The following is a 21,592-nucleotide window of genomic DNA, read 5'->3' as shown; positions in this document are numbered from 1 at the left end:
GTAATCGTTTGCCATCGGCAATTGATTACTAGCGATTCATTTAAATGAATAAAGCTTTTAAAACTCTAATTCACTCGGTTTTGCTTGGTAAAATCTATTTTTACTTACTTATCTAGTTTTCAATGTACAATATATATGGTGGAGACTAGCGGGATCGAACCGCTGACCTCCTGCGTGCAAAGCAGGCGCTCTCCCAGCTGAGCTAAGCCCCCAATATAAATTTTAAATGGTGGGCCTAAGTGGACTCGAACCACCGACCTCACGCTTATCAGGCGTGCGCTCTAACCAGCTGAGCTATAGGCCCATTTAAAATTGAATGATAAACATTCAAAACTGAATACAATATGTCACGTTATTCCTATTTCAGTTTCTAACGAAACTGTTCCGAATATATCCTTAGAAAGGAGGTGATCCAGCCGCACCTTCCGATACGGCTACCTTGTTACGACTTCACCCCAATCATTTGTCCCACCTTCGACGGCTAGTTCCTAAAAGGTTACTCCACCGGCTTCGGGTGTTACAAACTCTCGTGGTGTGACGGGCGGTGTGTACAAGACCCGGGAACGTATTCACCGTAGCATGCTGATCTACGATTACTAGCGATTCCAGCTTCATGTAGTCGAGTTGCAGACTACAATCCGAACTGAAAACGGCTTTATGGGATTTGCTTGACCTCGCGGGTTCGCTGCCCTTTGTACCGTCCATTGTAGCACGTGTGTAGCCCAAATCATAAGGGGCATGATGATTTGACGTCATCCCCACCTTCCTCCGGTTTGTCACCGGCAGTCAACTTAGAGTGCCCAACTTAATGCTGGCAACTAAGCTTAAGGGTTGCGCTCGTTGCGGGACTTAACCCAACATCTCACGACACGAGCTGACGACAACCATGCACCACCTGTCACTTTGTCCCCCCGAAGGGGAAGGCTCTGTCTCCAGAGTTGTCAAAGGATGTCAAGATTTGGTAAGGTTCTTCGCGTTGCTTCGAATTAAACCACATGCTCCACCGCTTGTGCGGGTCCCCGTCAATTCCTTTGAGTTTCAGCCTTGCGGCCGTACTCCCCAGGCGGAGTGCTTAATGCGTTAGCTGCAGCACTAAGGGGCGGAAACCCCCTAACACTTAGCACTCATCGTTTACGGCGTGGACTACCAGGGTATCTAATCCTGTTTGATACCCACGCTTTCGCACATCAGCGTCAGTTGCAGACCAGAAAGTCGCCTTCGCCACTGGTGTTCCTCCATATCTCTGCGCATTTCACCGCTACACATGGAATTCCACTTTCCTCTTCTGCACTCAAGTTTCCCAGTTTCCAATGACCCTCCACGGTTGAGCCGTGGGCTTTCACATCAGACTTAAGAAACCGCCTACGCGCGCTTTACGCCCAATAATTCCGGATAACGCTTGCCACCTACGTATTACCGCGGCTGCTGGCACGTAGTTAGCCGTGGCTTTCTGATTAGGTACCGTCAAGGGATGCACAGTTACTTACATCCTTGTTCTTCCCTAATAACAGAGTTTTACGATCCGAAGACCTTCATCACTCACGCGGCGTTGCTCCGTCAGGCTTTCGCCCATTGCGGAAGATTCCCTACTGCTGCCTCCCGTAGGAGTCTGGACCGTGTCTCAGTTCCAGTGTGGCCGATCACCCTCTCAGGTCGGCTACGTATCGTTGCCTTGGTAAGCCGTTACCTTACCAACTAGCTAATACGCCGCGGGTCCATCTATAAGTGACAGCAAGACCGTCTTTCATCATGAAACCATGCGGTTTCATGTATTATCCGGCATTAGCCCCGGTTTCCCGGAGTTATTCCAGTCTTATAGGTAGGTTACCCACGTGTTACTCACCCGTCCGCCGCTAACGTCAGAGGAGCAAGCTCCTCGTCTGTTCGCTCGACTTGCATGTATTAGGCACGCCGCCAGCGTTCATCCTGAGCCAGGATCAAACTCTCCATAAAAGTTTATGATGTTTGACTAGCTCATAAAAACTATTTGTTATAAAACGTTTAAAACGTTTGTTAATTTGGAATTAACGTTGACATATTATCATTCAGTTTTCAATGTTCATTTTTTCGCGTTACAATAATTAATTATACCGCTTTTCATTTTTGAAGTCAAGCACTTTTTAAAATTATTTTTTAAGGATGTTTGGCTTCGTTTTTTCAACAATAACTATTCTATAATGTTCTTTGTTGATTTTCAATAGTAAAATTTACACTTTGTTAAAGTTTTTAATTCAAACTTTTACTTCTCAATGTTAAATTTACTGCGCCGTTTCAACGACCTATTCATCATATCAAGTCTTCTGTTAAGAGTCAATAAAATTCTTTAATAAAATTTGTATAAAATTACTTAATGTGCGTACGATTGCAACCAACAGCAACTATTGCCGTATAAGTGTAAATAGACCTAATGCCCTCTCACCCTTTGTGTGTAGTAATACTAGTATTGTACCGCTTCCTCGAACATATTTTTATTATTCCCATGTAAACACCACTTCATATTCTTGTAATATGAAGTGCAGCATATACTTTTTACTGATCAGCTGAAATCCCCATATATAGAAAAAAGACCAAATGCATTCCGCATTCGGTCAGTTAACCTTGTAATAATTTCTTATTCTTCTTTTTCTTGGCATTCTGGGCATAATCCGTAAATTTCCATTCTGTGATGAGAAACTTTAAATCCCGTTACATGTTGTGCTAACTGTTCGACTTCATGTAATTGAGGATAATGAAAATCAACGATCTTTCCGCAATTTTCGCAGATTACGTGATAGTGATTATGCGTATTAAAATCAAAGCGACTGGATGCATCTCCATAAGTCAATTCATTGACAATCCCTGTTTTCTTAAACACTCGCAAGTTATTATATATCGTAGCAACACTTATGTTTGGAAAATCTGGTGACAGTGCCTGATAAATTTCATCTGCTGTTGGATGAGTTTCACTGGAAATCAAAAATCTTAGAATGGCTTGTCTTTGCGGTGTAATTCTGATTCCGGCATTTCTTAAAGATGCAATAGAGTCCTCTAATTGATGCTCAATAGTTTCCATTTCTGCACTCATCTAATCCACCGTCTTTCTACTTAATAATTATTATTACTTAATATTAATATAACGGTTGAAGCACTGAAATGTCAATGTTTGCACTTAATTTAATCAATATCCTTTAGATAAATCAACCTTATTCTCAACTACATCTCCATTGTTGAGAAAATGTTTGAAATTCCTAATGAATATTTGCGATGCTTCATTGAAATTTTCTTTACCATTGCCTGTGATATGTGCTGTAATACTCACATTATCCAGTTCATATAAAGGACTATCCTCTGATAAAGGTTCTTTTTCAAAAACATCTAGATAAGCATGTCTGATTTTGTCTTCTTTTAAAGCATTAATAATCGTTTCTTCGGAAGCAATCGTTCCTCTTCCGATGTTAATGAACAATGCACTTTCTTTCATTGCATCGAATTGTTCTGATTTCAATAAATGGTACGTATCTTCAGTTTCAGGCAAAACGTTAATAATAATATCCGCTTTAGGCAATACCTCATTTAATGCATTTAATGGATAGGTTTCATCAAATCCATCTACTTCATGACCAGTAGTATTGATACCGATCACTTTCATTTCAAACGCATTTGCAAGTTTAGCAATTTCTTTTGGAATATTACCTGTACCTAATATAAGGATAGTATCTCCATCTAATCGTCTGCCTGTTACTTTAGAATCATACACTTTATTATCTTGATTGTGTCTTGAAACTCTCATTTGCTTATAATCGTCTAGAATATATGCAAACGCAAATTGACTCATTTGTTTTGCGTGGATACCTGATGCATTGGTTAATAAAACATCTCGCTCTGCAAGATATTCAAGCGGCAGATTGTTCACACCCGCAGCATACCATGCAATAAATTTAAGATTCGGCATACCTTCGAAGAAAGCTTGATCAGCTTTGCCGCTGTATCCGATCACAATATCCGCATCTTTTTTATCCTCTTCGCTGATTTCATCTACATTCTTACGAAATACGAATTCTGTTTCTGGAAAAGTTTCTTCCAATAACTGCTCTGAGTCTTTTAATCTATTTAATGAAAGAACCTTCACATGCTTCACCCCAATATTTCTTTTAGTTGATCCATTTGTTCTTTAACTTTTACTTTCTCGATGACATGGTCGATAACCCCTTCTTCGTCAACGATAAAAGTAGTTCTTACAATGCCCATTGATTCTTTACCAAAACTTTTCTTCAATTGGTAGACGCCTGTTGCTTCTGATAATTTATAATCTTCGTCTACTAATAAATCGAAGTTTAAATCATGTTTTGCGATAAAGTTTTGGTGTTTTTTCTTAGAATCTCCGCTTATTCCATAGACAGCAATATCTAAATCATTGAACATTGCCATGTTGTCTCGGAAATCGCAAGCTTCTGTTGTGCATCCTGGTGTATTATCTCTAGGATAAAAGTAAAGAATTGCTTTTCTTCCTTTGATTGTTTCGTTAGTAATTACTTCTCCGTCTTGATTTTCTAATGCAAATTCAGGGAATTTGTCTCCTTTTTTCAACATATGCTCACCTTTTTCTTCTTATAGTTAATTATATGATACGATAGTAAGCGGAATTATTAAATTAAAAGAGGTTGATAAATAATGAATTTTACTGAAAGCGAACGACTTCAAAGTTTGTCAGATGAATATATCCTAGGCGGTGTCAACTCCCCTTCCCGCTCATTTAAAGCAGTTGGCGGCGGTGCACCGGTAGTAATGAAAGAAGGTAAAGGTCAATATTTATTCGACGTAGATGGCAATCGTTATATCGACTATCTGCAAGCATACGGCCCGATTATTACAGGTCATGCACATCCGCACATCACTAAAGCCATTCAAGAGCAAGCAGCGAAAGGTGTACTCTTCGGTACGCCGACTGAATTGGAAATTGAGTTTGCTAAGAAATTACGCGAAGCCATTCCTTCACTTGAAAAAATGCGTTTCGTCAATTCAGGTACTGAAGCAGTGATGACTACAATTCGTGTTGCACGTGCGTATACAAACCGTGATAAAATCATTAAATTTGCTGGTTCATATCATGGGCACTCAGATTTAGTACTTGTTGCAGCAGGCAGCGGCCCTTCACAATTAGGCTCTCCTGATTCAGCAGGCGTACCAAAAAGTGTAGCGCAAGAAGTTATTACTGTACCTTTCAATGACATCGAAGCATATAAAGAAGCAATGGAACATTGGGGCGATCAAATCGCAGCAGTATTAGTAGAACCGATTATCGGCAACTTCGGTATGGTTGAACCGCTTCCCGGTTTCCTAGAAGAAGTCAATGAAATCACTCATCAATACGGCGGTTTAGTTGTCTATGATGAAGTCATTACTGCATTTCGTTTCCATTACGGGGCAGCGCAAGACTTATTAAATGTCTATCCTGACTTAACTGCCTTCGGTAAGATTGTCGGCGGCGGATTGCCAATCGGCGGTTACGGCGGACGTCAAGATATTATGGAACAAGTCGCACCGCTCGGACCTGCATATCAAGCGGGTACAATGGCAGGCAACCCATTATCAATGAAAGCCGGCATTGCATTATTAGAAGTGTTAGAACAAGATGGTGTGTACGAAGAATTGAATCGTCTCGGCAAAAAACTCGAAGATGGTTTAAATGAATTGATTAAAAAACATGGCATTACAGCTACTATCAATAGAGTCTATGGTTCATTAACTATGTACTTTACTGACGAGAAAGTCACACATTACGAACAAGCTGAAAACTCAGACGGTGATGCATTCGCTAAATTCTTCAAACTTATGCTGAACCAAGGTATTAATTTAGCTCCATCTAAATTCGAAGCATGGTTCTTAACAACTGAGCATACAGATGAAGATATCGAAGAAACATTACGTGCTGCTGATTATGCTTTCTCTCAAATGAAATAAACTTGAAAATCATTCAAATTCAATGTATAACTTTATTATACGATTTGTTTTCAGTTGCCATTAAAACTGAGAATGAATGTGCATAAACAGGAATAAAGGAGCACAACAATTTGAAATTAGGTGCAAGAATTTTTAAAACTGGTATTGCTATTATCCTGGCAATGTTAATTGCGTCATTTTTGCCTAAAAGTGCGGGTATTCCTACAGTTGCAGGAATCGGGGCAGTTGTTGCAATGCAGCCGAGCGTATTCCGCTCATACAAAACAATCAAAGAACAGTTTCAAGGTAACTTAATCGGTGCATTTCTATCCGTCTCCATGGTTAGTATCTTCGGTGATACTATCATTATTATGGGCGCCACAGTTATCGTGCTGATTGCTTTGCTCTTCCAATTAAAGCTCCAGCACGTGGCTACACTGGCTACCGTTACAGCTCTGATTATTATGGGGCAAGGCGGAGAGACTGGTAATTTCTATGCTTCTGCGTTTTATCGTTTCGTATTAGTAATGATCGGTGTTTCAAGTGCGTTTATTGTCAACGTTGCTTTCTTCCCGCCGAAATATGAAACAAAGCTCTACTATAATTCAATGAATGTCGCATCTGACATCTTCATTTGGATTAAATTAGTAATTAATGATACGACTGAGTTTTACCATGTAAAAGAAGATACTAAAAGCATTAAGAAACGTTTGAATAACTTGCAGCAGCTCTTTGATTATTATAAAGAAGAGCGTACTTTCTTAAAAAAGAATGCATTTGAACTAAACAGAAAGAAGATTGTCTTTAAGCAAGTTGTCCTGACGACAAAAAGTGCATACGATGTTTTGCGTCGCATGCACCGCTTCCAAAACGACTTGCACAACATGAGCGATAAACTTAAACTTCAAATTAAATTTGAGCTTGATGATTTAATGAATTCTTATGATCAGATTATGTTCAGCATTGCGCAAAAAGCAAGATATGACTTTGAGAATTTCCAAGCACCCATTGATATACCGCAAAAAATCGAACTCTTGGATGCATTTAAAAATGAATTGCATGAGCATCCCGGCACATCTGAATACTCTATTTCAAATGTCATGCAGATTATCTCAGCTATTGAAGAGTTCAGCTATGATTTAGAGCATTTAGATCGTTTAGTAATGAGTTATTTTGAATATCACCAAGATGATTCAAACATTGAAATCGATGATGAAGATTTAGACTTATAAAAATAGAGCAGAAGTTGTCTCATAAGGAGACAGCTTCTGCTCTTTCTTAGTATAAATCTTGAATTGTATATAGATGATGATAGGCACCTTGTTTTGCTAATAATTCTTGGTGTGTACCTGTTTCGATAATTTGTCCGTTTTCAACTACTACAATCTTATCCGCATGTGTAATAGTAGATAAACGGTGCGCCACAATCAATGTTGTTCTGTTTTCGCTTAAGTGCGCAAGCGCTTCTTGTATAATAGCTTCACTTTCTAAGTCCAATGCACTTGTTGCTTCATCAAGAATAATAATCGGCGGGTTATTTAAGAAGATACGTGCTAAGGAAATACGTTGTTTTTGTCCGCCTGATAATTTCACACCGCGTTCTCCTACTTCTGTTTCATAACCCTCTGGCAAGCTCATGATGAATTCATGTGCATTTGCAAGTTTAGCAGCTTCGACCACTTCTTCTTCACTAGCACCAGGTTTTCCTAAGAGAATATTTTCTCTGATAGTATCTGAGAATAAAATGTTGTCTTGCTGAACAAGGCCGATTTGATCTCTTAAACTAGATAACATAAAGTCTTTTACATTATGCCCATCTATCGCTATCGTACCTTCAGTCGCATCATAGAAGCGAGGGATTAAATTGATGAGCGTTGACTTTCCTCCGCCTGACATGCCGACAAAGGCAACCGTTTCGCCATGATGTACATCAAGATTAATATCATCCAGCACTTTAGGTGCATGCGGATTATATCTGAATGAGACATGGTTCAATGAAATATTGCCTTCTGTAATATTTAACGGTTTGGCATATGCTTCATCTTTCACATCATATTTTTCATCTAATAAATTGAACACACGGTCCATAGACGCAAAACTTTGTGTCAGTGTTGTAAATGATGAAACTAAACGGCGTAAAGGTCCGAAAAGCTGTTCTAAATAACCGACAAAGGCTGCTAAAGTACCGACAGTGATAGAACCTGTTACTGCTAAGTAACCGCCGACACCTATAACAATGATAGGGCCTAAGTCAGTCACTGTATTAATAGCCGCAAACGAATACGCGTTCCAACGTGTATGTTTAAACGCACGTTGCAAGAAGTTGCTGTTTTTCTTATCGAAGTTCTTTGCTTCGTTTTCTTCAATCGCAAAACTTTTGATGACAGAAATCCCTTGCACACGCTCATGCAAGAAACCTTGTACTTCAGCTAAAGCTTGTGATCTTTGACGCGTTAATCCGCGCAGTCTGCCGAAGAAATAATAAACCGTTAAAATGTAGAACGGGAAAATGACCATGGCAGCGAGTGTTAATTTAACATCTAAGAAGAACATAATAGACAATGCGATAATAATCGTCACACAGTCTAGCCATATGTTCATCAAACCCGTTAAAATAAAGTCTTTGGTCTGCTCAACATCGTTAATCACACGAGAAATAACTTCCCCTGCTTTATTGTTGGCATAAAATCGTGCACTTAAAGCTTGTAAATGATCGTAAAGCCGCTTACGAATATCGTATAATATTTTGTTACTCGTCCATTGCGCTAAATATTGCCGCATGTATTCAATAGGCGGACGAATGACAGCAAATATAAAGAAGGCTATCCCGATTGCAATTCCTAGATGACTCAGCTTATCACTGACATTCATATTCGGATTGTTAATGACATCATCAATCACATATTTGATTAATAATGGAATCAGCATAGGGATACCGAATTTAATGATACCGATAATGATGGTTGCAGCTATCCGCCATTTATACGGTTTAACAAACTGTATATACCTGCGTATCATTGAGGCAGCTCCTCCCTTTCTCTTCTTTTATGAAAACAAATAAATCAACGAGGCGAGACATTTTTTGAAGCAATGTCCGCGCCTCGTACAACCCTTATTATTCATACCATAGCTATTATAATTAAAAGCACAAGCTGTAATAAAGCAATCTGCTTTATTGACTAGCCTTGTCTTAATTTTTTATACCGATCTCTCCAGACTTTAATAAAGTCAGGCGCAAACGGTCCTTTCTTTTGTTCAATCCATTGCTGTAAAATATCAACATTTCTGCGTAAAATCGCATCAATATCTTTCGGATAATTCATTTGCTGCATATGCTGCTGATACTCATCTTCATCCAGCAAATGATATTTGCCGTTCGGATAGACTTTAATATCCAAATCATAATCAATATATTTCAATGCCTCAACATCACACACAAACGGTGAAGAGAGGTTGCAATAATAATAAATACCATCTTCTCTGAACATACAGATTACATTGAACCAATACTCCGAATGAAAATAAACAATCGCAGGTTCTCTCGTAATCCATGTACGGCCATCGCTTTCAGTCACAAGTGTGTGGTCATTGCCTCCAATCACAACATGGTCTGTCCCTTTTAAAATAGTTGTTTCGGACCAAACTCTATGAATGTTGCCATCGTGCTTGTAACTTTGAATTTTAATACGTTCTCCTTCTTTCGGTATGGACTCTTTTACCATGTTCCACACCTCCTCCTGGCTTTTTTTCACATTCTCAATTATAACATAACGCTATTTTAATCTCAGAAAAGACTACTTAGTTTCTAACGCATCTAATACTTTGTGCATGGACGCTGGAAAATTGAATTGATCTCTATCTTCTAACTTCATCCATGTGAAGTTCTCTGCTAATTCAACTTGATCCGCATCAATCGTGTCATCTACACTGAATACTTTAATATCCCATGTTAAGTGTGTAAACTGATGCTTCAATTTAAAAATCGGTGCTTCACTGATTGAAACATCTTGTTTTAATAAATCATAAACATCTTCTTCACTATGCGCTGCTTCATACATCGGAAATTCCCACATACCATTCAGCAGCTTTTCTGTCCGCTGTTCGATTAATAATTCGCCTTGTTTATTTTTAATGACATAACAATTTTGATGAATCGTTTTCTTTTTGACTTTCTTTGTTTTCACCGGCAAGTCATCAACCGTACCTTTTTCTAGTGCTTCACAATGCGATTGCACCGGACATAATAAACAAAGCGGTGATTTAGGCGTACAGATTAAAGCACCTAATTCCATCATGGCTTGGTTGAATTGTCCTGCTTGTGTCGCTACATACGGACGCAATTCGTCCTCGAATTTCTTTCTTACTGACTGTTTAGTTGTATCACTGAAGTCATTATTCAAGCGCGACCATACACGAAAGACATTGCCGTCTACTGTCGGCAGCGGCAAGTCGAAAGCAATACTCATCACAGCAGCTTGTGTATACGGTCCGACACCTTTAAGCTGCTTAAATAAATCAGGATTGCTCGGGACTTGGCCGTTATATTTCGTTTGTACTTCTTGGATAGCATGATGGAAGTTGCGTGCACGGCTGTAATAACCGAGACCTTCCCAATACTTCAATACTTCGTCTTGATGGGCCTCGCTTAAATCCGCTACTGTCGGGAACCGCTCTGTAAAGCGATGATAATAATCAATGACTGTTTTCACTTGTGTCTGCTGCAGCATGACTTCGCTGATCCAAATATAATAAGGATTCGTAGTTTCGCGCCATGGCATAGCTCTTTGGTTTTCATCAAACCATGAAAGCAAGTCTTTTTTAAATGAATTCTGGTCCAGCATATCTTTTAGACGCTCCTTTTTATTTGCTTTTAACTCATATATTTCAGTTGGATTTATTTTGTTATTACGTAATATGTTTTATACTATATGTAAGAATATTTGAAATGAGTGAACTATTATGGATACAGGAACACATATTGTCATGGGTATCGGCCTAACAGCATTAGCGATGCATGACCCTGCCCTGTCAGATCAATTCGGTGCAGCAGCGACGACTTTAATCGCCGGTTCATTGATTCCTGACAGTGATACTGTATTAAAATTGAAAAATAACGCTGCTTATATATCTAATCATAGAGGGATAACACATTCAATCCCTTTCACAATTTTATGGCCGATTTTGATTACCTTGCTGGTCTTCACATTCTTCAGCCATATTAATCCGCTGCATATTTGGCTGTGGGCACAACTTGCGGTCTTCCTGCATGTGTTTGTTGATATATTCAACTCATACGGCACACAAGCATTGCGGCCGTTTTCAAACAAGTGGATACAATTAAGTGTCATCAATACATTCGACCCATACATCTTTATCTTATGGTGTCTCGGTATTGTATTCTGGGCATTAGGATTTAATGCATTTTTAGTGTATATTCCAATCTTTATCATCTTGGTGATTTATTACATTGTACGCTTTATCTTCCGAGCGTCTATCAAAAAACGTGTATTGCGTATGGTCAGCAGTCAAGATAAAGCACATCTCGTCAAAGTGTTTGTGGCACCTACTATGAAATTTATGGAATGGCGTGTCGCTGTACAAACAGAAACACATGACTATGTGGGCCGCAGTTACGGAACAAACGTAGTCTTTGCGGACAAAGTAAAACGCCAGCCTTTCCCAGAAGAATCATTAATGCGTGTACTGCGCAATGATCCGAATGTCAAAGCCTTTCTAAACTTTTCATCTATTTACAGATGGGATACGCGCCAACTAAGCGATAATATCCAAGAAGTCCGTTTTATCGACTTACGCTATCTCAATAAAGACCACTATTCCTTTGTGGCCATTGTACATTTAGATAAAAACCTAGAGATTACACATTCTTATACGGGCTGGGTCTTCAGCGAACAGAAATTAATGAAAAAACTTTATGCACACTAAAGAAAATAACGAGAATGAAAATGTTCAAACGACATTTTCATTCTCGTTTTTATATTCAATCTCTTAATGATCGAAATTATTTTCTTTTACTTTGTCAGGTTCTGCTGTATTTTTCAAATGAATCGAACGATGCGTTGTCATTCTGAATTTTTCATAAGCAATATGCGGTCTTAAAATATATAGCAACAGACTCCAAATACCTAACCAGACAATAAAGAAAAAGTGATAAGGTATATTGCCTAAACTGTTAATACCGATAATCACCGCTTCTTCAATACCAGAAACTAAGTAAAACAACGGATTCAGCATAAGAATATGCATCCACCATGTCTTATGTTCATTCGGAATAAAGATAATCGGCACGATAAAGAACATCACTGCAAAACAAACATACATTGTTATATCAAATACTTTGTAGTTGCTGATCATACGGATTAATCCTAACACTTGAGAAACCAAGATAACAAACAACATCCACATTACCCAGTAGAAACCGATGGCCCAAAATGAACTGTCTAAATTCACAGGTTTTACAAGTACGACAAGCGCAATTGAAAGCAATAAACCGATTGAGAAGATGACAGTATAGATAATACTTTTAAACGATGTCACATAATCAAAGTTCTTATACTCATAATAATCTCTGCGGTAGCGCATTGTATTAAAGTACAATGTGACAAGTGTCCAAGATAATGTAATGAAACCAATATAGCGGTAATACCATACGGCTTGTGTTTCTTCTGTCGAATTATTAAGCTTCAACATCAGAAGCATCAGAAGCAATAAAATTATAGAACAGCCCAGCGGAATGACAAACCATTTCCAATTCCGCTTCAAACTGCCGCTTAAATGTCTCAGCATTTGAGGCAAGCTATAGTAAAAATTTATGATTTTATCTAACATTTCGTCTCACCTACAATTCTATATAAATCCATTTATTATCTTTCATGTCCGCAATGAAGTAGCCTTTACCTGATTTCGTTACCCAGTAATCGCCTTGAATTCCGAATTTATCTTTCAATTTGTCTTTTTCAACAATCGGGAATACAAATCCAGTTAAATGATCGGAATCATTAAACAATAAATCCACCGGCTGCTGCGTGACAGGTGCGACAAAACGCTGATCCTTTTCAGGTACTAAACTTTTAACTGCTTTCTTATGTGATTGGCCGATATGGCTGTTATAGAAATCCACATAGTTGATATAACTGTCTTTCATATAATCTTCTAATGTCGATTTGCTGTGGCGTTCATAAAGCGCTGCCGGATTGAAATGATACAGTTTATTTTTGCCTGTTACATATTCTTTGTCATCGACGACAATTTTATAGTTATTATCATTTTCTCCAATGATTGTCACAAACGCATATTTCGGCAAGTTGAGCTTTGTATTGCCTTCCCCTTTGACTTCCAAATTATTTTTGGTCACTAAGCCGTACGTTAAAGTTTCGTTGAAGACACCTTTTTGATTCGATTGCAATTTGCTTTGTTCTGTGTTCTGTGCAAAATGGACAATACCTAAATTATTGAATAACAGCACAGCCATGAACACGAAGCCGACTAATAAGACAATACTCCATCCAATTACACGCGCTAAGAAAGGTGTCGGTTTTGCATGTTTATACCGCTCTACACGCTTAAAGTTATAAGTCATTTCCGGAATGCGCGTACGTTTCTTTTTCCAATCCACATCAAAATGTGCTTTTTCTTCTTCTGTTTTTAACGATTGACGATCACGCTCATGTTCTTTAAACGCAGGCAAGACTCTGCTCAACGGTCCTTCCATACGTAATTGGCCATGAGAAATCCACACTGCATAGTTGCATATCGTTTGAATCACATTCAGGTTATCATCGATTGTAATCATGGTCTTTTCATCATCTATGTAGTCTTGCGATAACTTAGAGGCTTTTTTCAAAAAGGCTTCGTCTAAATAATGCAAAACGTGGTTGAAAATGATGATGTCTGCTTTTGAAGTGCGTGCCAAGCTGACGATAAGCTGGGCATATTGCTGATCGGTTAATTGATAAACAACTTTATCTTTTAATTCAAACAAATCTGCATAACGCAATATTTGTTCCACTTTATGTTCGTTCACAGAGTATGTAAATAATTCGACTGCATTTTGAACAAAGGCTGAGACCGTTTCTTCGTGCAGATGTTTATCTTCAATGTCCCCGAAATATAAACTGCCATTACGTTTGATACGCCCCTTATCCGGTTTGACTTCACCTGCTAAAATTCTGCCGATTAACGTTTTTGAAGCGCCCGGTTCTCCGATAATTCCAAGCGACTCTCCTTGATAAAGGTGCAGAGAGACATTGTTCAACTCAATATCTTCAGCATCATAACCATATGGGAGATACCATTTTTTTCTATTCTTTTTTCGATAATAGTGTGTGATATTCAGTAATTTTAATACAATTGAACTCGCCATTTAACCTACATCCTTCTAAAGTTTTAATAATGCGACTGGGATGCCTTGTTCGCTTTGCCCGCTGTGCAGGATTTTCCCCCAAGCAAAGACACCTTTAAAACGATCTACACGCATATAACGTTTGGTACCGTCATTCAATTCATAAATTTTACCGAATTCAATTTTATCTTTATCTACTAAATAACTTTCAGCTATGATGACTTTTGTACGGTAAACATCATACTCATTTAAGATTCCATTCATTTCTGCTTTACGCATCTTTTCTTTATACTTTTGTATTTCATTTAAAATTTCGCTTTTTGTCATATCGCTTAAACTTTTCTCAGTCATCACTAATCCCGCTTTCTCTTAATTTATCTTTAATTGTATCATACTCATAGCCTTTTCTGAGAAGTGCTTCTGTCGTTTTCATAACAAGCTGCTGTCCGCTGTATTTGCGTTCGTTCTTTCGATATACTTTTTCTAATTCCTTTTGAAGCAATGTATCGACTTCATCCGCATCTGGTTCGAAATCCAATGCTTGCATCGCTTCATTGACAATCTCGAATGAATAGCCCTTTTGAAGCAGTGATTGTTTCACTTTATCTGAACGGCGTTTCATCGGCCCTTTTTTCTGATGCATCAGCTTATCCGCAAGCGCAATAACATCCTCAAGCGGCTGTTCTTGTTCGTAACGTTCCCCGTAATCTTCAATCAATGCTTTTTCAATGCCGGCTTTATATAGTTTTTGCTTATAAATTTCAGGGCCTTTGTCTGTGGTGCGAATCATAGTGTTTTTCAAGCTTTCCGCATAATCTTCATGGTCGATATAGCCTTCTTTATGACAATAGGCAATGACTTCTGCAATAGCTGTTTCATTGATTTCATGTTTTTCCAAATGCTGCACAACTTCTTGTTCTGTTCTTTTGCGGTAAGACAGATAAGCGACAGCGTGATGCAGACCTAAACGGTAATGTTCATATTTTTGAATATGCATCATATCTTCAGCGGTGAGGACATCACCTTTTTTCAAATTAAAATGTACCAAAGTATCCATATCAATACCCATTTCAAAGGCACCATCTAAAAATAAGTTGAAGCGTTCTTTATTTTTCTTTTGAACTTCAATCATAGTAATCTTAGGCATTGTCTCACCTCATTTCTGTACGTTGTTAAAAGTATTCGTCCTTTATTGTAAAACAAATGCGGTCACATTTATAGCGTTATACCCCTTGTATAACAAAGAAAATGAAATCTTCACTTGTCCTAACAAAACTTCATTTCATATTAAAAAAGGCAATCCGGATGATGTTATCCGGTTGCCTAAATTCAGACACCTAATTGTGCGAGTGCTATTTTATATTGTTCATCGTTGATGTAGCCTTGCTGCTTCATTTTCTCTAAATTGATTTTGACTCGGTTGATATAGTTTTGCGACATGTTGTTGACATCATATACGCTCGGTGCATTGATTTTACTTGCTAAAATTGCACTTTGCAGTACAGAAATGGTCGGCATGTGTTGACTGTTCTTAACTGTCGTTGTACCGAAATAATGGTTCGCGGCACTTTCAACCGTATATTGGTTATCGCCGAAATAAATATTATTGACGTAAAAACTCAATATTTCTTCTTTCGAATAAGTCTGTTCCATACGGCTGGCTACTAAAATTTCTTTGACCTTTCTGGTGAAACTTTGTTCATTTCCATAATAATAATTTTTAACAACTTGCTGGCTGATGGTACTGCCGCCTTGTACCGATTGATCGCTGAGTGTCGTAAACAAGGCTCTGAAAATACCTTTGACATCAAATGCGCCATGATCATAAAAGCGCTCATCTTCCATTGCGATAAATGCACCTTTGGTGTATTCAGGCATATCATTAATCGGTACGAATGTGGATTTATTTTCAATTGTTTTTAAATCTTCAACATTTGCACGAGAAGATAATACATACATCGCACCTAAAAACAGCGCAATGATGATAATCAGTCCTAATAAAATTTTTAAAAATAACCCTTTGCTTTTTCTCTTCCTCGGCGGTGTGCCTACGGGTTGATAATAAGTATTATAATGGGGTGTATTCTGTGTGCTATTTCTAGAATCGTGATTAGATCTAGACAGCCTTTCGCTTCGTTTCATACACAGATCTCCTCAATCATATTTTTTGTAATTCACACATATTATAATTGAGAAACGCTTGATATGAAATAAGAATTATACGATTTTAATCAAAATCGGTCTTGAGTAGTAGCCAAAAATAAGGCAATATATGTAAAAAACCGAGGCAGCTTCAACTGCCCCGGCAAAAATTTATTTATTACTCATCATTTTTCTTTAAAGTGTCAACAATTGCTTTGTTGAAGTCATCTAAATCATCAGGCGTACGGCTTGTTACTATGTTTTTATCAATTACAACTGATTCATCTTTAACAGTTGCGCCAGCGTTGTCCAAGTCTTTGCGTACGTTTAATACTGCAGTTAGCGTACGGCCGTTTAAGTCGTCAGTATCGATTAATACTTGAGGACCGTGGCAAATCGCAAAGATTGGGTCGTCTTCTTTGATAAATGCTTTAGCAAATGTACCGAATCTGCCTTCTACATCTCCGCGAAGATGGTCTGGTGAGAAACCGCCAGGGATTAATAGACCTGAATAGTCGCTTGGGTCAGCTTCTGCAATGCCGACATTTGCTTTTGCTTTAGTACCATGTTTACCTACAAGTTCTTCGCCTTCTTCAGATCCGACAATAACTGTTTTGTAGCCTGCTTCTTCGATAGCTTCTTTTGGACTTGTTAATTCAATATCTTCAAAGTCGTTACCTAAAATAATTGCTACGGGTTGTGTCATTATTTAATCACCTTTCTCTAATTAACAATAATATATTTATCATTTTTGTTTTCATCGATTATATTTATAGTATAGACGAAAGCAGCAAAGTTTAAACATAGCACCGCAATAGGCTTTATTTTTCGCGTTGATACAATTTTACTTTTTCTTCTAATTGGTCTAATAAACCAATCCACTCATCTACATCTTCAACGCTTACTTTATCAGGATCTACATGATCGATTTCCTCTACAAATTCAGATAATCTTGTTTTGACGTTGCTGATTAAATCATTTTCACTCATATTCATGGTAATCTCCTTTTTTAAAAATATAATAATATCTTAACATGCAATTGACAAAATTCACTAGAGTATTAATAATATGAAATGACTAAAATGTTTTGTGAATGAGTACTTCCACTTCACATTACCCCTTTTTTAATAGGAAATACATTCAATAGAAAGAAGGCAAAACTAATGATTGGCCCAACTACTCAAACGAAAAAGCCGATTACAATTCAAAATGATCCATGGGAGGCATATAACGATGTCGAAGCATTCGGCAGCTTGGCATTAAGCAATATCGAGTTTACAACGACAAACTTATGCAATATGCGCTGCAGTCACTGTGCTGTAGGTTACACGCTGCAAACCAGAGACCCTGACCCATTGCCGATGGACTTGATTTTTCGCCGCTTAGACGAAATTCCAAACTTGCGTACATTGTCTATTACCGGCGGTGAACCGATGTTTTCTAAAAGGTCGATTCGAAATGTCGTTAAACCGTTGCTTAAATATGCAGATCAGCGCGGTATTTATACGCAAATGAATTCCAATTTGACGCTGCCTCAAGATCGTTATTTAGATATTGCTGAATACATAGATGTGATGCATATTTCACATAACTGGGGCACTACAGATGAATTTGCGAACGTCGGTTTCGGCGCTATGGAAAAACAACCGCCGCTTAAAGCGAAATTGAAACTTTACGAACAAATGATTGATAATGCACGTACATTATCTGAACAAGGGATGTTTGTATCAGCTGAGACAATGCTGAATCAAAACACTAAACCTTACCTTGGAAAAATCCATCGCGAAGTAGTCAACGACATGAAATGCAGCAGACATGAAATACATCCGATGTACCCTTCTGACTTTGCGAGCGAATTAAACGTATTAAGTCTGCAAGAAATCAAAGATACCATCCGTTATCTATTAGAAATACGCGATGAATCAGTATGGATGTTATTTGGTACCTTGCCGATTTATCCATGTATGTTAGATGAAGACGACAAACAGTTATTCAATCAGCTGCATTCAGCCAAAAATGTGACATTGCGCAACGATCCTGACGGCCGCAGCCGATTAAATGTCAATGTCTTCACAGGAGATGTCATTGTGACAGACTTCGGTGATGAGACTGGTTCTATTTCAAATATCAAAACAGATCGTTTAACCGATGTATTTGATAAGTGGCTGGCTTCTGACTTAGCACAAAGTTTAAATTGCCACTGCAGTCCTGTGCATTGTTTAGGCCCTAACTTGCTTGTAAAAAATATGTATTATCCTGATACAGATTTTCGTAAAAACGAAAAGAAAATGCATCAGAAATTCAAAGCTGAAGGTTATCAATTATAAAATAATCTTTGCACAATAACCTTTAACAGCTATTAAAATAAACCGGTACCTTTATTGTCTAGTTTCAGACTTTAAAGGCGCCGGTTTTCTTTATTTATTATTCAATATGTCTTGTTTGCGTTAAGAAAGCTAAAGTATCTTTACTTTCTTGTCTGCGTTCTTTTCTGCGTTTCACACGTGCAGGTGCTGTGCTGTGGAACCATTCTTGAATTTCATTTTCTGGATAAACATCCGGCACTTGTGTCGGTTTGCCATCCTCATCTAATGCGACAAATGTTAAGAAACTGAGTGCTGCCATATATTTCTTGTCATTCATCACATCTTCTAAAATGATTTGCACACATACTTCCATAGAGCTTGATCCTGCATAAGAAACCATCGCTTCATATGAGATAACATCTCCGTTTCGAATCGGCAGTAAAAAGTCGACTGAATCCGTAGAAGCTGTCACTACTGGAGAACTACTGTGCTTCATTGCGCAAATTGCTGCAATTTCATCAATGTTTGCCATCAGCAAGCCGCCGAACATCGTATGATGATGATTGGTATCTTGCGGATAAACTTGGCGATCCTTTACACTTTTTGACGCTGACATTGGTCTACTTTCTCTTTGTTCCACAATTGATCTCCTTTGTCTTTATATATTTTTGTTTTTACTTAATATGCCCAGTTGCCATCTTTAAAGACGATTTCTTCTTCACCGTCTTGTGTAATACCGTAAATAGTTAAATCTGCACTGCCGATCATGAAGTCAACATGAATAAATGCATCGTTCAAACCTTCTTCTGCCAATTGTTCGCGTGACATAGTTGTTCCGTCGATAATCGTAAACGGATAACCTGCACCGAGTGCAATGTGGCATGAAGCATTTTCATCTAACAATGTATTGTAGAAGACACGGTTGCGATTTGAAATCGGCGAATCATCCGGGACAAGTGCAACTTCGCCTAAATATTTAGAACCTTCGTCTGTTTCAAGCAAGCTGCGTAATACATCTTCCCCTTTTTCTGCTTTGAAATCAACAACTTTTCCTTCTTTGAATGTAAGTGTAAAGCCGTCAATCAAAGTACCATTATGGCTAAGCGGAAGTTTGTTAGTTACATGACCGTCAACACGGTTGCGGTCTGGTGCTGTAAAGACTTCTTCTGTCGGAATGTTTGCGATAAATTCTTGACCTTTATTTGTAAAGCTTGTCGCATCTTGCCATAAATGATTGTTCGGCAAGCCGATTGTTAAGTCTGTACCTTCAGAAATATAATGCAATGCTGAATAATGTTTATCTTGCAGATATTTCGCATGTTTGCTTAAGTTGTCGACATGTTTATTCCAGTTTTCAACCGGATCATTGCCGTCTACACGTACGATATCTAATAATTCATCAATGAATTTTTCATACGCTTCATTTTCGCTTAATTCCGGATAAACTCGTTGTGCCCATGCTTTATTCGGATAAACGACAACACACCAAGGGAAATCGTTATTCTGACTCGCTTCCATGTAACCTTTGAAACCTTTAGAATACGTTTTGCTGAAGGCTGCTTTTTTATCACTATCCGCATTACTTAATAAATCCGGATCACTGCTGATTAAGGCTAAGTTTGCAGCTCCTCTTTCGACATAATCCATACGTTCAGCAACATCATAATCTTTTAATGTATTTTGTTCAAAGTATTCAACAGGTTCATATTCGAATTTAAGACGTGATAGTGTATCATCCGCATATTTTACACGCACATCAGATGCGCCGCGCTGATAAGCAGCCTCTACAATATCATGTGTTAAATCCAATGCATCCACTGATGAACGGATAAACACAGGTTGCCCTTCTTGAACATTCATTCCAACATCCACTATCAATTGTGCATATTGTTTTAATTTTTCTTGTAGTTGCGACATAACAAAGTTCCTCCTTATTCTGACTGTTGTTTAATCTTATGATTGTCGTAATTCGCCTAGTTCAGATGCGATGGCTGTAACTTCGCTCGGTGAAAAATTATCTTTTGAAGTTACAAAGCTGTGAATCTCTTCAATTTTGTCTTCATCTGCATCTTCAAATTTATCAGGATCTATCAGGTTAACGTTAACCACATTCAACTTTTCTCTGATTTCAACAATCTTGTCTTTATTATTTGATGCCATTTTTACTCACCTCTTTATACGTTTATATTATCAAACTGTACAATTCATGAAAACTTTTATCAAGTTATGTTATTTAAGACTTTAGAAGTTGAACAAAAACCGATAAGATAATGATATGTAGGTTATTTCATCTGAGTTCGGGTAAATATTATCTATGGAACGTTAGGTTCATCTTGTATCTGTTTTAATGATACGCTTTATTTATCCAACTGAGAAACAAAATGGAGGTAGAATATGACTACAGTAGCATTTGTTTGTTTAGGCAACATTTGCCGTTCTCCAATGGCTGAAGCGATTATGAAACAACGCCTTAAAGATCGCGGCATCGATGGTATCGAAGTCGAATCACGCGGAACAGGCAGTTGGAACTTAGGACAATCGCCGCATGAAGGTACACAACGTATCTTAACTGAACACAATATTCCTTTTGACGGAATGATCAGCGAGTTGTTTGAACCCACTGATGACTTTGATTACATTATTGCGATGGATCAAAGCAACGTGGAGAATATCCAGCACATCAATCCGAATTTAAAAGGCAAATTGTTCAAGTTGCTTGAGTTCAGCGACATGGAAGAACAAGATGTACCTGATCCTTACTATACAAATAACTTTGAGGGTGTCTTCGATATGATACAATCATCATGTGATAATTTAATTGATTACATTCTTAAAGACTCAAATCTAAAAGAGGGGTAGATGAATT

At 38.0% G+C, this 21,592-nt stretch carries 21 protein-coding genes, 2 tRNA genes and 1 rRNA gene; 5 read left to right on the top strand and 19 right to left on the bottom strand.

What is annotated here, in order from left to right; all coding sequences use genetic code 11:
- Positions 1-136: 136 nt before the first annotated feature.
- From MUA90_RS05375 to bcp, 6 genes are all read right to left on the bottom strand, one after another.
- A tRNA-Ala gene (locus MUA90_RS05375) sits at positions 137-212 on the bottom strand.
- A gap of 15 nt (positions 213-227) precedes the next feature.
- Positions 228-304, bottom strand: a tRNA-Ile gene (locus MUA90_RS05370).
- A 96-nt stretch (positions 305-400) separates the two neighbouring features.
- A 16S ribosomal RNA gene (locus MUA90_RS05365) occupies positions 401-1,953 on the bottom strand.
- Positions 1,954-2,611: 658 nt separating this feature from the next.
- On the bottom strand, positions 2,612-3,064 hold the full coding sequence (gene perR / locus MUA90_RS05360; RefSeq protein ID WP_114603054.1) for a peroxide-responsive transcriptional repressor PerR: 453 nt from the start codon (positions 3,062-3,064) through the stop codon (positions 2,612-2,614).
- A gap of 93 nt (positions 3,065-3,157) precedes the next feature.
- Positions 3,158-4,108, bottom strand: coding sequence for a phosphoglycerate dehydrogenase (locus MUA90_RS05355; RefSeq protein ID WP_262588609.1), 951 nt, complete (start codon positions 4,106-4,108; stop codon positions 3,158-3,160).
- A 5-nt stretch (positions 4,109-4,113) separates the two neighbouring features.
- Positions 4,114-4,569 (bottom strand): thioredoxin-dependent thiol peroxidase, encoded by a 456-nt coding sequence (bcp, locus tag MUA90_RS05350; protein ID WP_105994287.1) that lies wholly within the window; start codon positions 4,567-4,569, stop codon positions 4,114-4,116.
- An 81-nt stretch (positions 4,570-4,650) separates the two neighbouring features.
- Here bcp and MUA90_RS05345 point away from each other — a divergent pair, with 81 nt between their 5' ends.
- A complete protein-coding gene (locus tag MUA90_RS05345; protein ID WP_114603051.1) occupies positions 4,651-5,940 on the top strand; it encodes a glutamate-1-semialdehyde 2,1-aminomutase in 1,290 nt (429 codons plus the stop codon).
- A 110-nt stretch (positions 5,941-6,050) separates the two neighbouring features.
- Positions 6,051-7,151: an FUSC family protein gene (locus tag MUA90_RS05340; RefSeq protein ID WP_262588608.1), complete on the top strand. Its 1,101-nt coding sequence runs from the start codon at positions 6,051-6,053 to the stop codon at positions 7,149-7,151.
- A gap of 46 nt (positions 7,152-7,197) precedes the next feature.
- Here MUA90_RS05340 and MUA90_RS05335 read toward each other — a convergent pair whose 3' ends face one another.
- The 3 genes from MUA90_RS05335 to mutY form a co-directional block, all read right to left on the bottom strand.
- Positions 7,198-8,937: an ABC transporter ATP-binding protein gene (locus MUA90_RS05335; protein ID WP_262588607.1), complete on the bottom strand. Its 1,740-nt coding sequence runs from the start codon at positions 8,935-8,937 to the stop codon at positions 7,198-7,200.
- Between the two features lie 161 nt (positions 8,938-9,098).
- Positions 9,099-9,641 (bottom strand): nucleoside tri-diphosphate phosphatase, encoded by a 543-nt coding sequence (locus tag MUA90_RS05330; RefSeq protein WP_262588606.1) that lies wholly within the window; start codon positions 9,639-9,641, stop codon positions 9,099-9,101.
- 72 nt (positions 9,642-9,713) lie between these two features.
- A complete protein-coding gene (mutY, locus tag MUA90_RS05325; protein WP_262588605.1) occupies positions 9,714-10,760 on the bottom strand; it encodes an A/G-specific adenine glycosylase in 1,047 nt (348 codons plus the stop codon).
- 118 nt (positions 10,761-10,878) lie between these two features.
- On the opposite strand from mutY, the gene MUA90_RS05320 reads away from it, so the two are divergent.
- The gene (locus tag MUA90_RS05320; RefSeq protein ID WP_105994281.1) at positions 10,879-11,862 is read left to right on the top strand and encodes a metal-dependent hydrolase; all 984 of its coding nucleotides are present in this window, start codon (positions 10,879-10,881) and stop codon (positions 11,860-11,862) included.
- Positions 11,863-11,925: 63 nt separating this feature from the next.
- Here MUA90_RS05320 and MUA90_RS05315 read toward each other — a convergent pair whose 3' ends face one another.
- The 7 genes from MUA90_RS05315 to MUA90_RS05285 all read right to left on the bottom strand — a co-directional run bounded on the left by MUA90_RS05315 (position 11,926) and on the right by MUA90_RS05285 (position 17,409).
- Positions 11,926-12,765, bottom strand: a complete 840-nt coding sequence (locus MUA90_RS05315) for a hypothetical protein (protein WP_262588604.1) — start codon at positions 12,763-12,765, stop codon at positions 11,926-11,928.
- 10 nt (positions 12,766-12,775) lie between these two features.
- Complete coding sequence (locus tag MUA90_RS05310) at positions 12,776-14,299, bottom strand: ATP-binding cassette domain-containing protein (RefSeq protein ID WP_262588603.1); 1,524 nt, start codon at positions 14,297-14,299, stop codon at positions 12,776-12,778.
- A 15-nt stretch (positions 14,300-14,314) separates the two neighbouring features.
- The gene (locus tag MUA90_RS05305) at positions 14,315-14,629 is read right to left on the bottom strand and encodes a YfhH family protein (protein WP_114603045.1); all 315 of its coding nucleotides are present in this window, start codon (positions 14,627-14,629) and stop codon (positions 14,315-14,317) included.
- Entirely contained in the window at positions 14,622-15,425 is an 804-nt protein-coding gene (gene recX, locus MUA90_RS05300) for a recombination regulator RecX (RefSeq protein WP_114603044.1), read from the bottom strand. Before recX ends, MUA90_RS05305 begins: the two co-directional genes overlap by 8 nt.
- A gap of 182 nt (positions 15,426-15,607) precedes the next feature.
- The gene (sgtB, locus tag MUA90_RS05295; protein ID WP_262588602.1) at positions 15,608-16,420 is read right to left on the bottom strand and encodes a monofunctional peptidoglycan glycosyltransferase SgtB; all 813 of its coding nucleotides are present in this window, start codon (positions 16,418-16,420) and stop codon (positions 15,608-15,610) included.
- A 178-nt stretch (positions 16,421-16,598) separates the two neighbouring features.
- Positions 16,599-17,126 carry a type 1 glutamine amidotransferase domain-containing protein gene (locus tag MUA90_RS05290; RefSeq protein WP_262588601.1) on the bottom strand — a complete coding sequence of 176 codons (528 nt, stop codon included), beginning with the start codon at positions 17,124-17,126 and terminating at the stop codon, positions 16,599-16,601.
- Positions 17,127-17,241: 115 nt separating this feature from the next.
- A complete protein-coding gene (locus MUA90_RS05285; RefSeq protein WP_162912128.1) occupies positions 17,242-17,409 on the bottom strand; it encodes an SE1561 family protein in 168 nt (55 codons plus the stop codon).
- A 174-nt stretch (positions 17,410-17,583) separates the two neighbouring features.
- Here MUA90_RS05285 and yfkAB point away from each other — a divergent pair, with 174 nt between their 5' ends.
- Positions 17,584-18,747, top strand: coding sequence for a radical SAM/CxCxxxxC motif protein YfkAB (gene yfkAB, locus MUA90_RS05280; protein WP_262588600.1), 1,164 nt, complete (start codon positions 17,584-17,586; stop codon positions 18,745-18,747).
- A 97-nt stretch (positions 18,748-18,844) separates the two neighbouring features.
- Here yfkAB and MUA90_RS05275 read toward each other — a convergent pair whose 3' ends face one another.
- The 3 genes from MUA90_RS05275 to MUA90_RS05265 form a co-directional block, all read right to left on the bottom strand.
- Positions 18,845-19,342, bottom strand: coding sequence for an acyl-CoA thioesterase (locus tag MUA90_RS05275; protein WP_114603056.1), 498 nt, complete (start codon positions 19,340-19,342; stop codon positions 18,845-18,847).
- 62 nt (positions 19,343-19,404) lie between these two features.
- Complete coding sequence (locus MUA90_RS05270; protein ID WP_262588599.1) at positions 19,405-20,643, bottom strand: aminopeptidase; 1,239 nt, start codon at positions 20,641-20,643, stop codon at positions 19,405-19,407.
- A 36-nt stretch (positions 20,644-20,679) separates the two neighbouring features.
- Positions 20,680-20,886 (bottom strand): DUF1128 family protein, encoded by a 207-nt coding sequence (locus MUA90_RS05265; RefSeq protein WP_105994273.1) that lies wholly within the window; start codon positions 20,884-20,886, stop codon positions 20,680-20,682.
- Between the two features lie 234 nt (positions 20,887-21,120).
- On the opposite strand from MUA90_RS05265, the gene MUA90_RS05260 reads away from it, so the two are divergent.
- Complete coding sequence (locus MUA90_RS05260) at positions 21,121-21,585, top strand: low molecular weight protein-tyrosine-phosphatase (protein WP_105994272.1); 465 nt, start codon at positions 21,121-21,123, stop codon at positions 21,583-21,585.
- Positions 21,586-21,592: the final 7 nt, after the last annotated feature.

Origin of the sequence: Staphylococcus sp. IVB6181 (assembly GCF_025561445.1) — a bacterium.
In the GTDB taxonomy this organism is placed as follows: Bacteria; Bacillota; Bacilli; order Staphylococcales; family Staphylococcaceae; genus Staphylococcus; species Staphylococcus simulans_B.
Note: the sequence above shows the minus strand (reverse complement) of the source record. Positions and strands in the feature narration are given on the sequence as shown.

Bases quoted from the DNA above. Each gene is read 5' to 3' on its own strand.
- MUA90_RS05285 (WP_162912128.1), bottom strand. From the start codon at position 17,409: ATGAGTGAAAATGATTTAATCAGCAACGTCAAAACAAGATTATCTGAA.
- MUA90_RS05265 (WP_105994273.1), bottom strand. From the start codon at position 20,886: ATGGCATCAAATAATAAAGACAAGATTGTTGAAATCAGAGAAAAGTTG.
- sgtB (WP_262588602.1), bottom strand. From the start codon at position 16,420: ATGAAACGAAGCGAAAGGCTGTCTAGATCTAATCACGATTCTAGAAAT.
- MUA90_RS05330 (WP_262588606.1), bottom strand. From the start codon at position 9,641: ATGGTAAAAGAGTCCATACCGAAAGAAGGAGAACGTATTAAAATTCAA.
- mutY (WP_262588605.1), bottom strand. From the start codon at position 10,760: ATGCTGGACCAGAATTCATTTAAAAAAGACTTGCTTTCATGGTTTGAT.
- MUA90_RS05305 (WP_114603045.1), bottom strand. From the start codon at position 14,629: ATGACTGAGAAAAGTTTAAGCGATATGACAAAAAGCGAAATTTTAAAT.
- MUA90_RS05310 (WP_262588603.1), bottom strand. From the start codon at position 14,299: ATGGCGAGTTCAATTGTATTAAAATTACTGAATATCACACACTATTAT.
- recX (WP_114603044.1), bottom strand. From the start codon at position 15,425: ATGCCTAAGATTACTATGATTGAAGTTCAAAAGAAAAATAAAGAACGC.
- yfkAB (WP_262588600.1), top strand. From the start codon at position 17,584: ATGATTGGCCCAACTACTCAAACGAAAAAGCCGATTACAATTCAAAAT.
- perR (WP_114603054.1), bottom strand. From the start codon at position 3,064: ATGAGTGCAGAAATGGAAACTATTGAGCATCAATTAGAGGACTCTATT.
- MUA90_RS05320 (WP_105994281.1), top strand. From the start codon at position 10,879: ATGGATACAGGAACACATATTGTCATGGGTATCGGCCTAACAGCATTA.
- MUA90_RS05335 (WP_262588607.1), bottom strand. From the start codon at position 8,937: ATGATACGCAGGTATATACAGTTTGTTAAACCGTATAAATGGCGGATA.
- MUA90_RS05270 (WP_262588599.1), bottom strand. From the start codon at position 20,643: ATGTCGCAACTACAAGAAAAATTAAAACAATATGCACAATTGATAGTG.
- MUA90_RS05260 (WP_105994272.1), top strand. From the start codon at position 21,121: ATGACTACAGTAGCATTTGTTTGTTTAGGCAACATTTGCCGTTCTCCA.
- MUA90_RS05275 (WP_114603056.1), bottom strand. From the start codon at position 19,342: ATGTCAGCGTCAAAAAGTGTAAAGGATCGCCAAGTTTATCCGCAAGAT.
- MUA90_RS05290 (WP_262588601.1), bottom strand. From the start codon at position 17,126: ATGACACAACCCGTAGCAATTATTTTAGGTAACGACTTTGAAGATATT.
- bcp (WP_105994287.1), bottom strand. From the start codon at position 4,569: ATGTTGAAAAAAGGAGACAAATTCCCTGAATTTGCATTAGAAAATCAA.
- MUA90_RS05345 (WP_114603051.1), top strand. From the start codon at position 4,651: ATGAATTTTACTGAAAGCGAACGACTTCAAAGTTTGTCAGATGAATAT.
- MUA90_RS05315 (WP_262588604.1), bottom strand. From the start codon at position 12,765: ATGTTAGATAAAATCATAAATTTTTACTATAGCTTGCCTCAAATGCTG.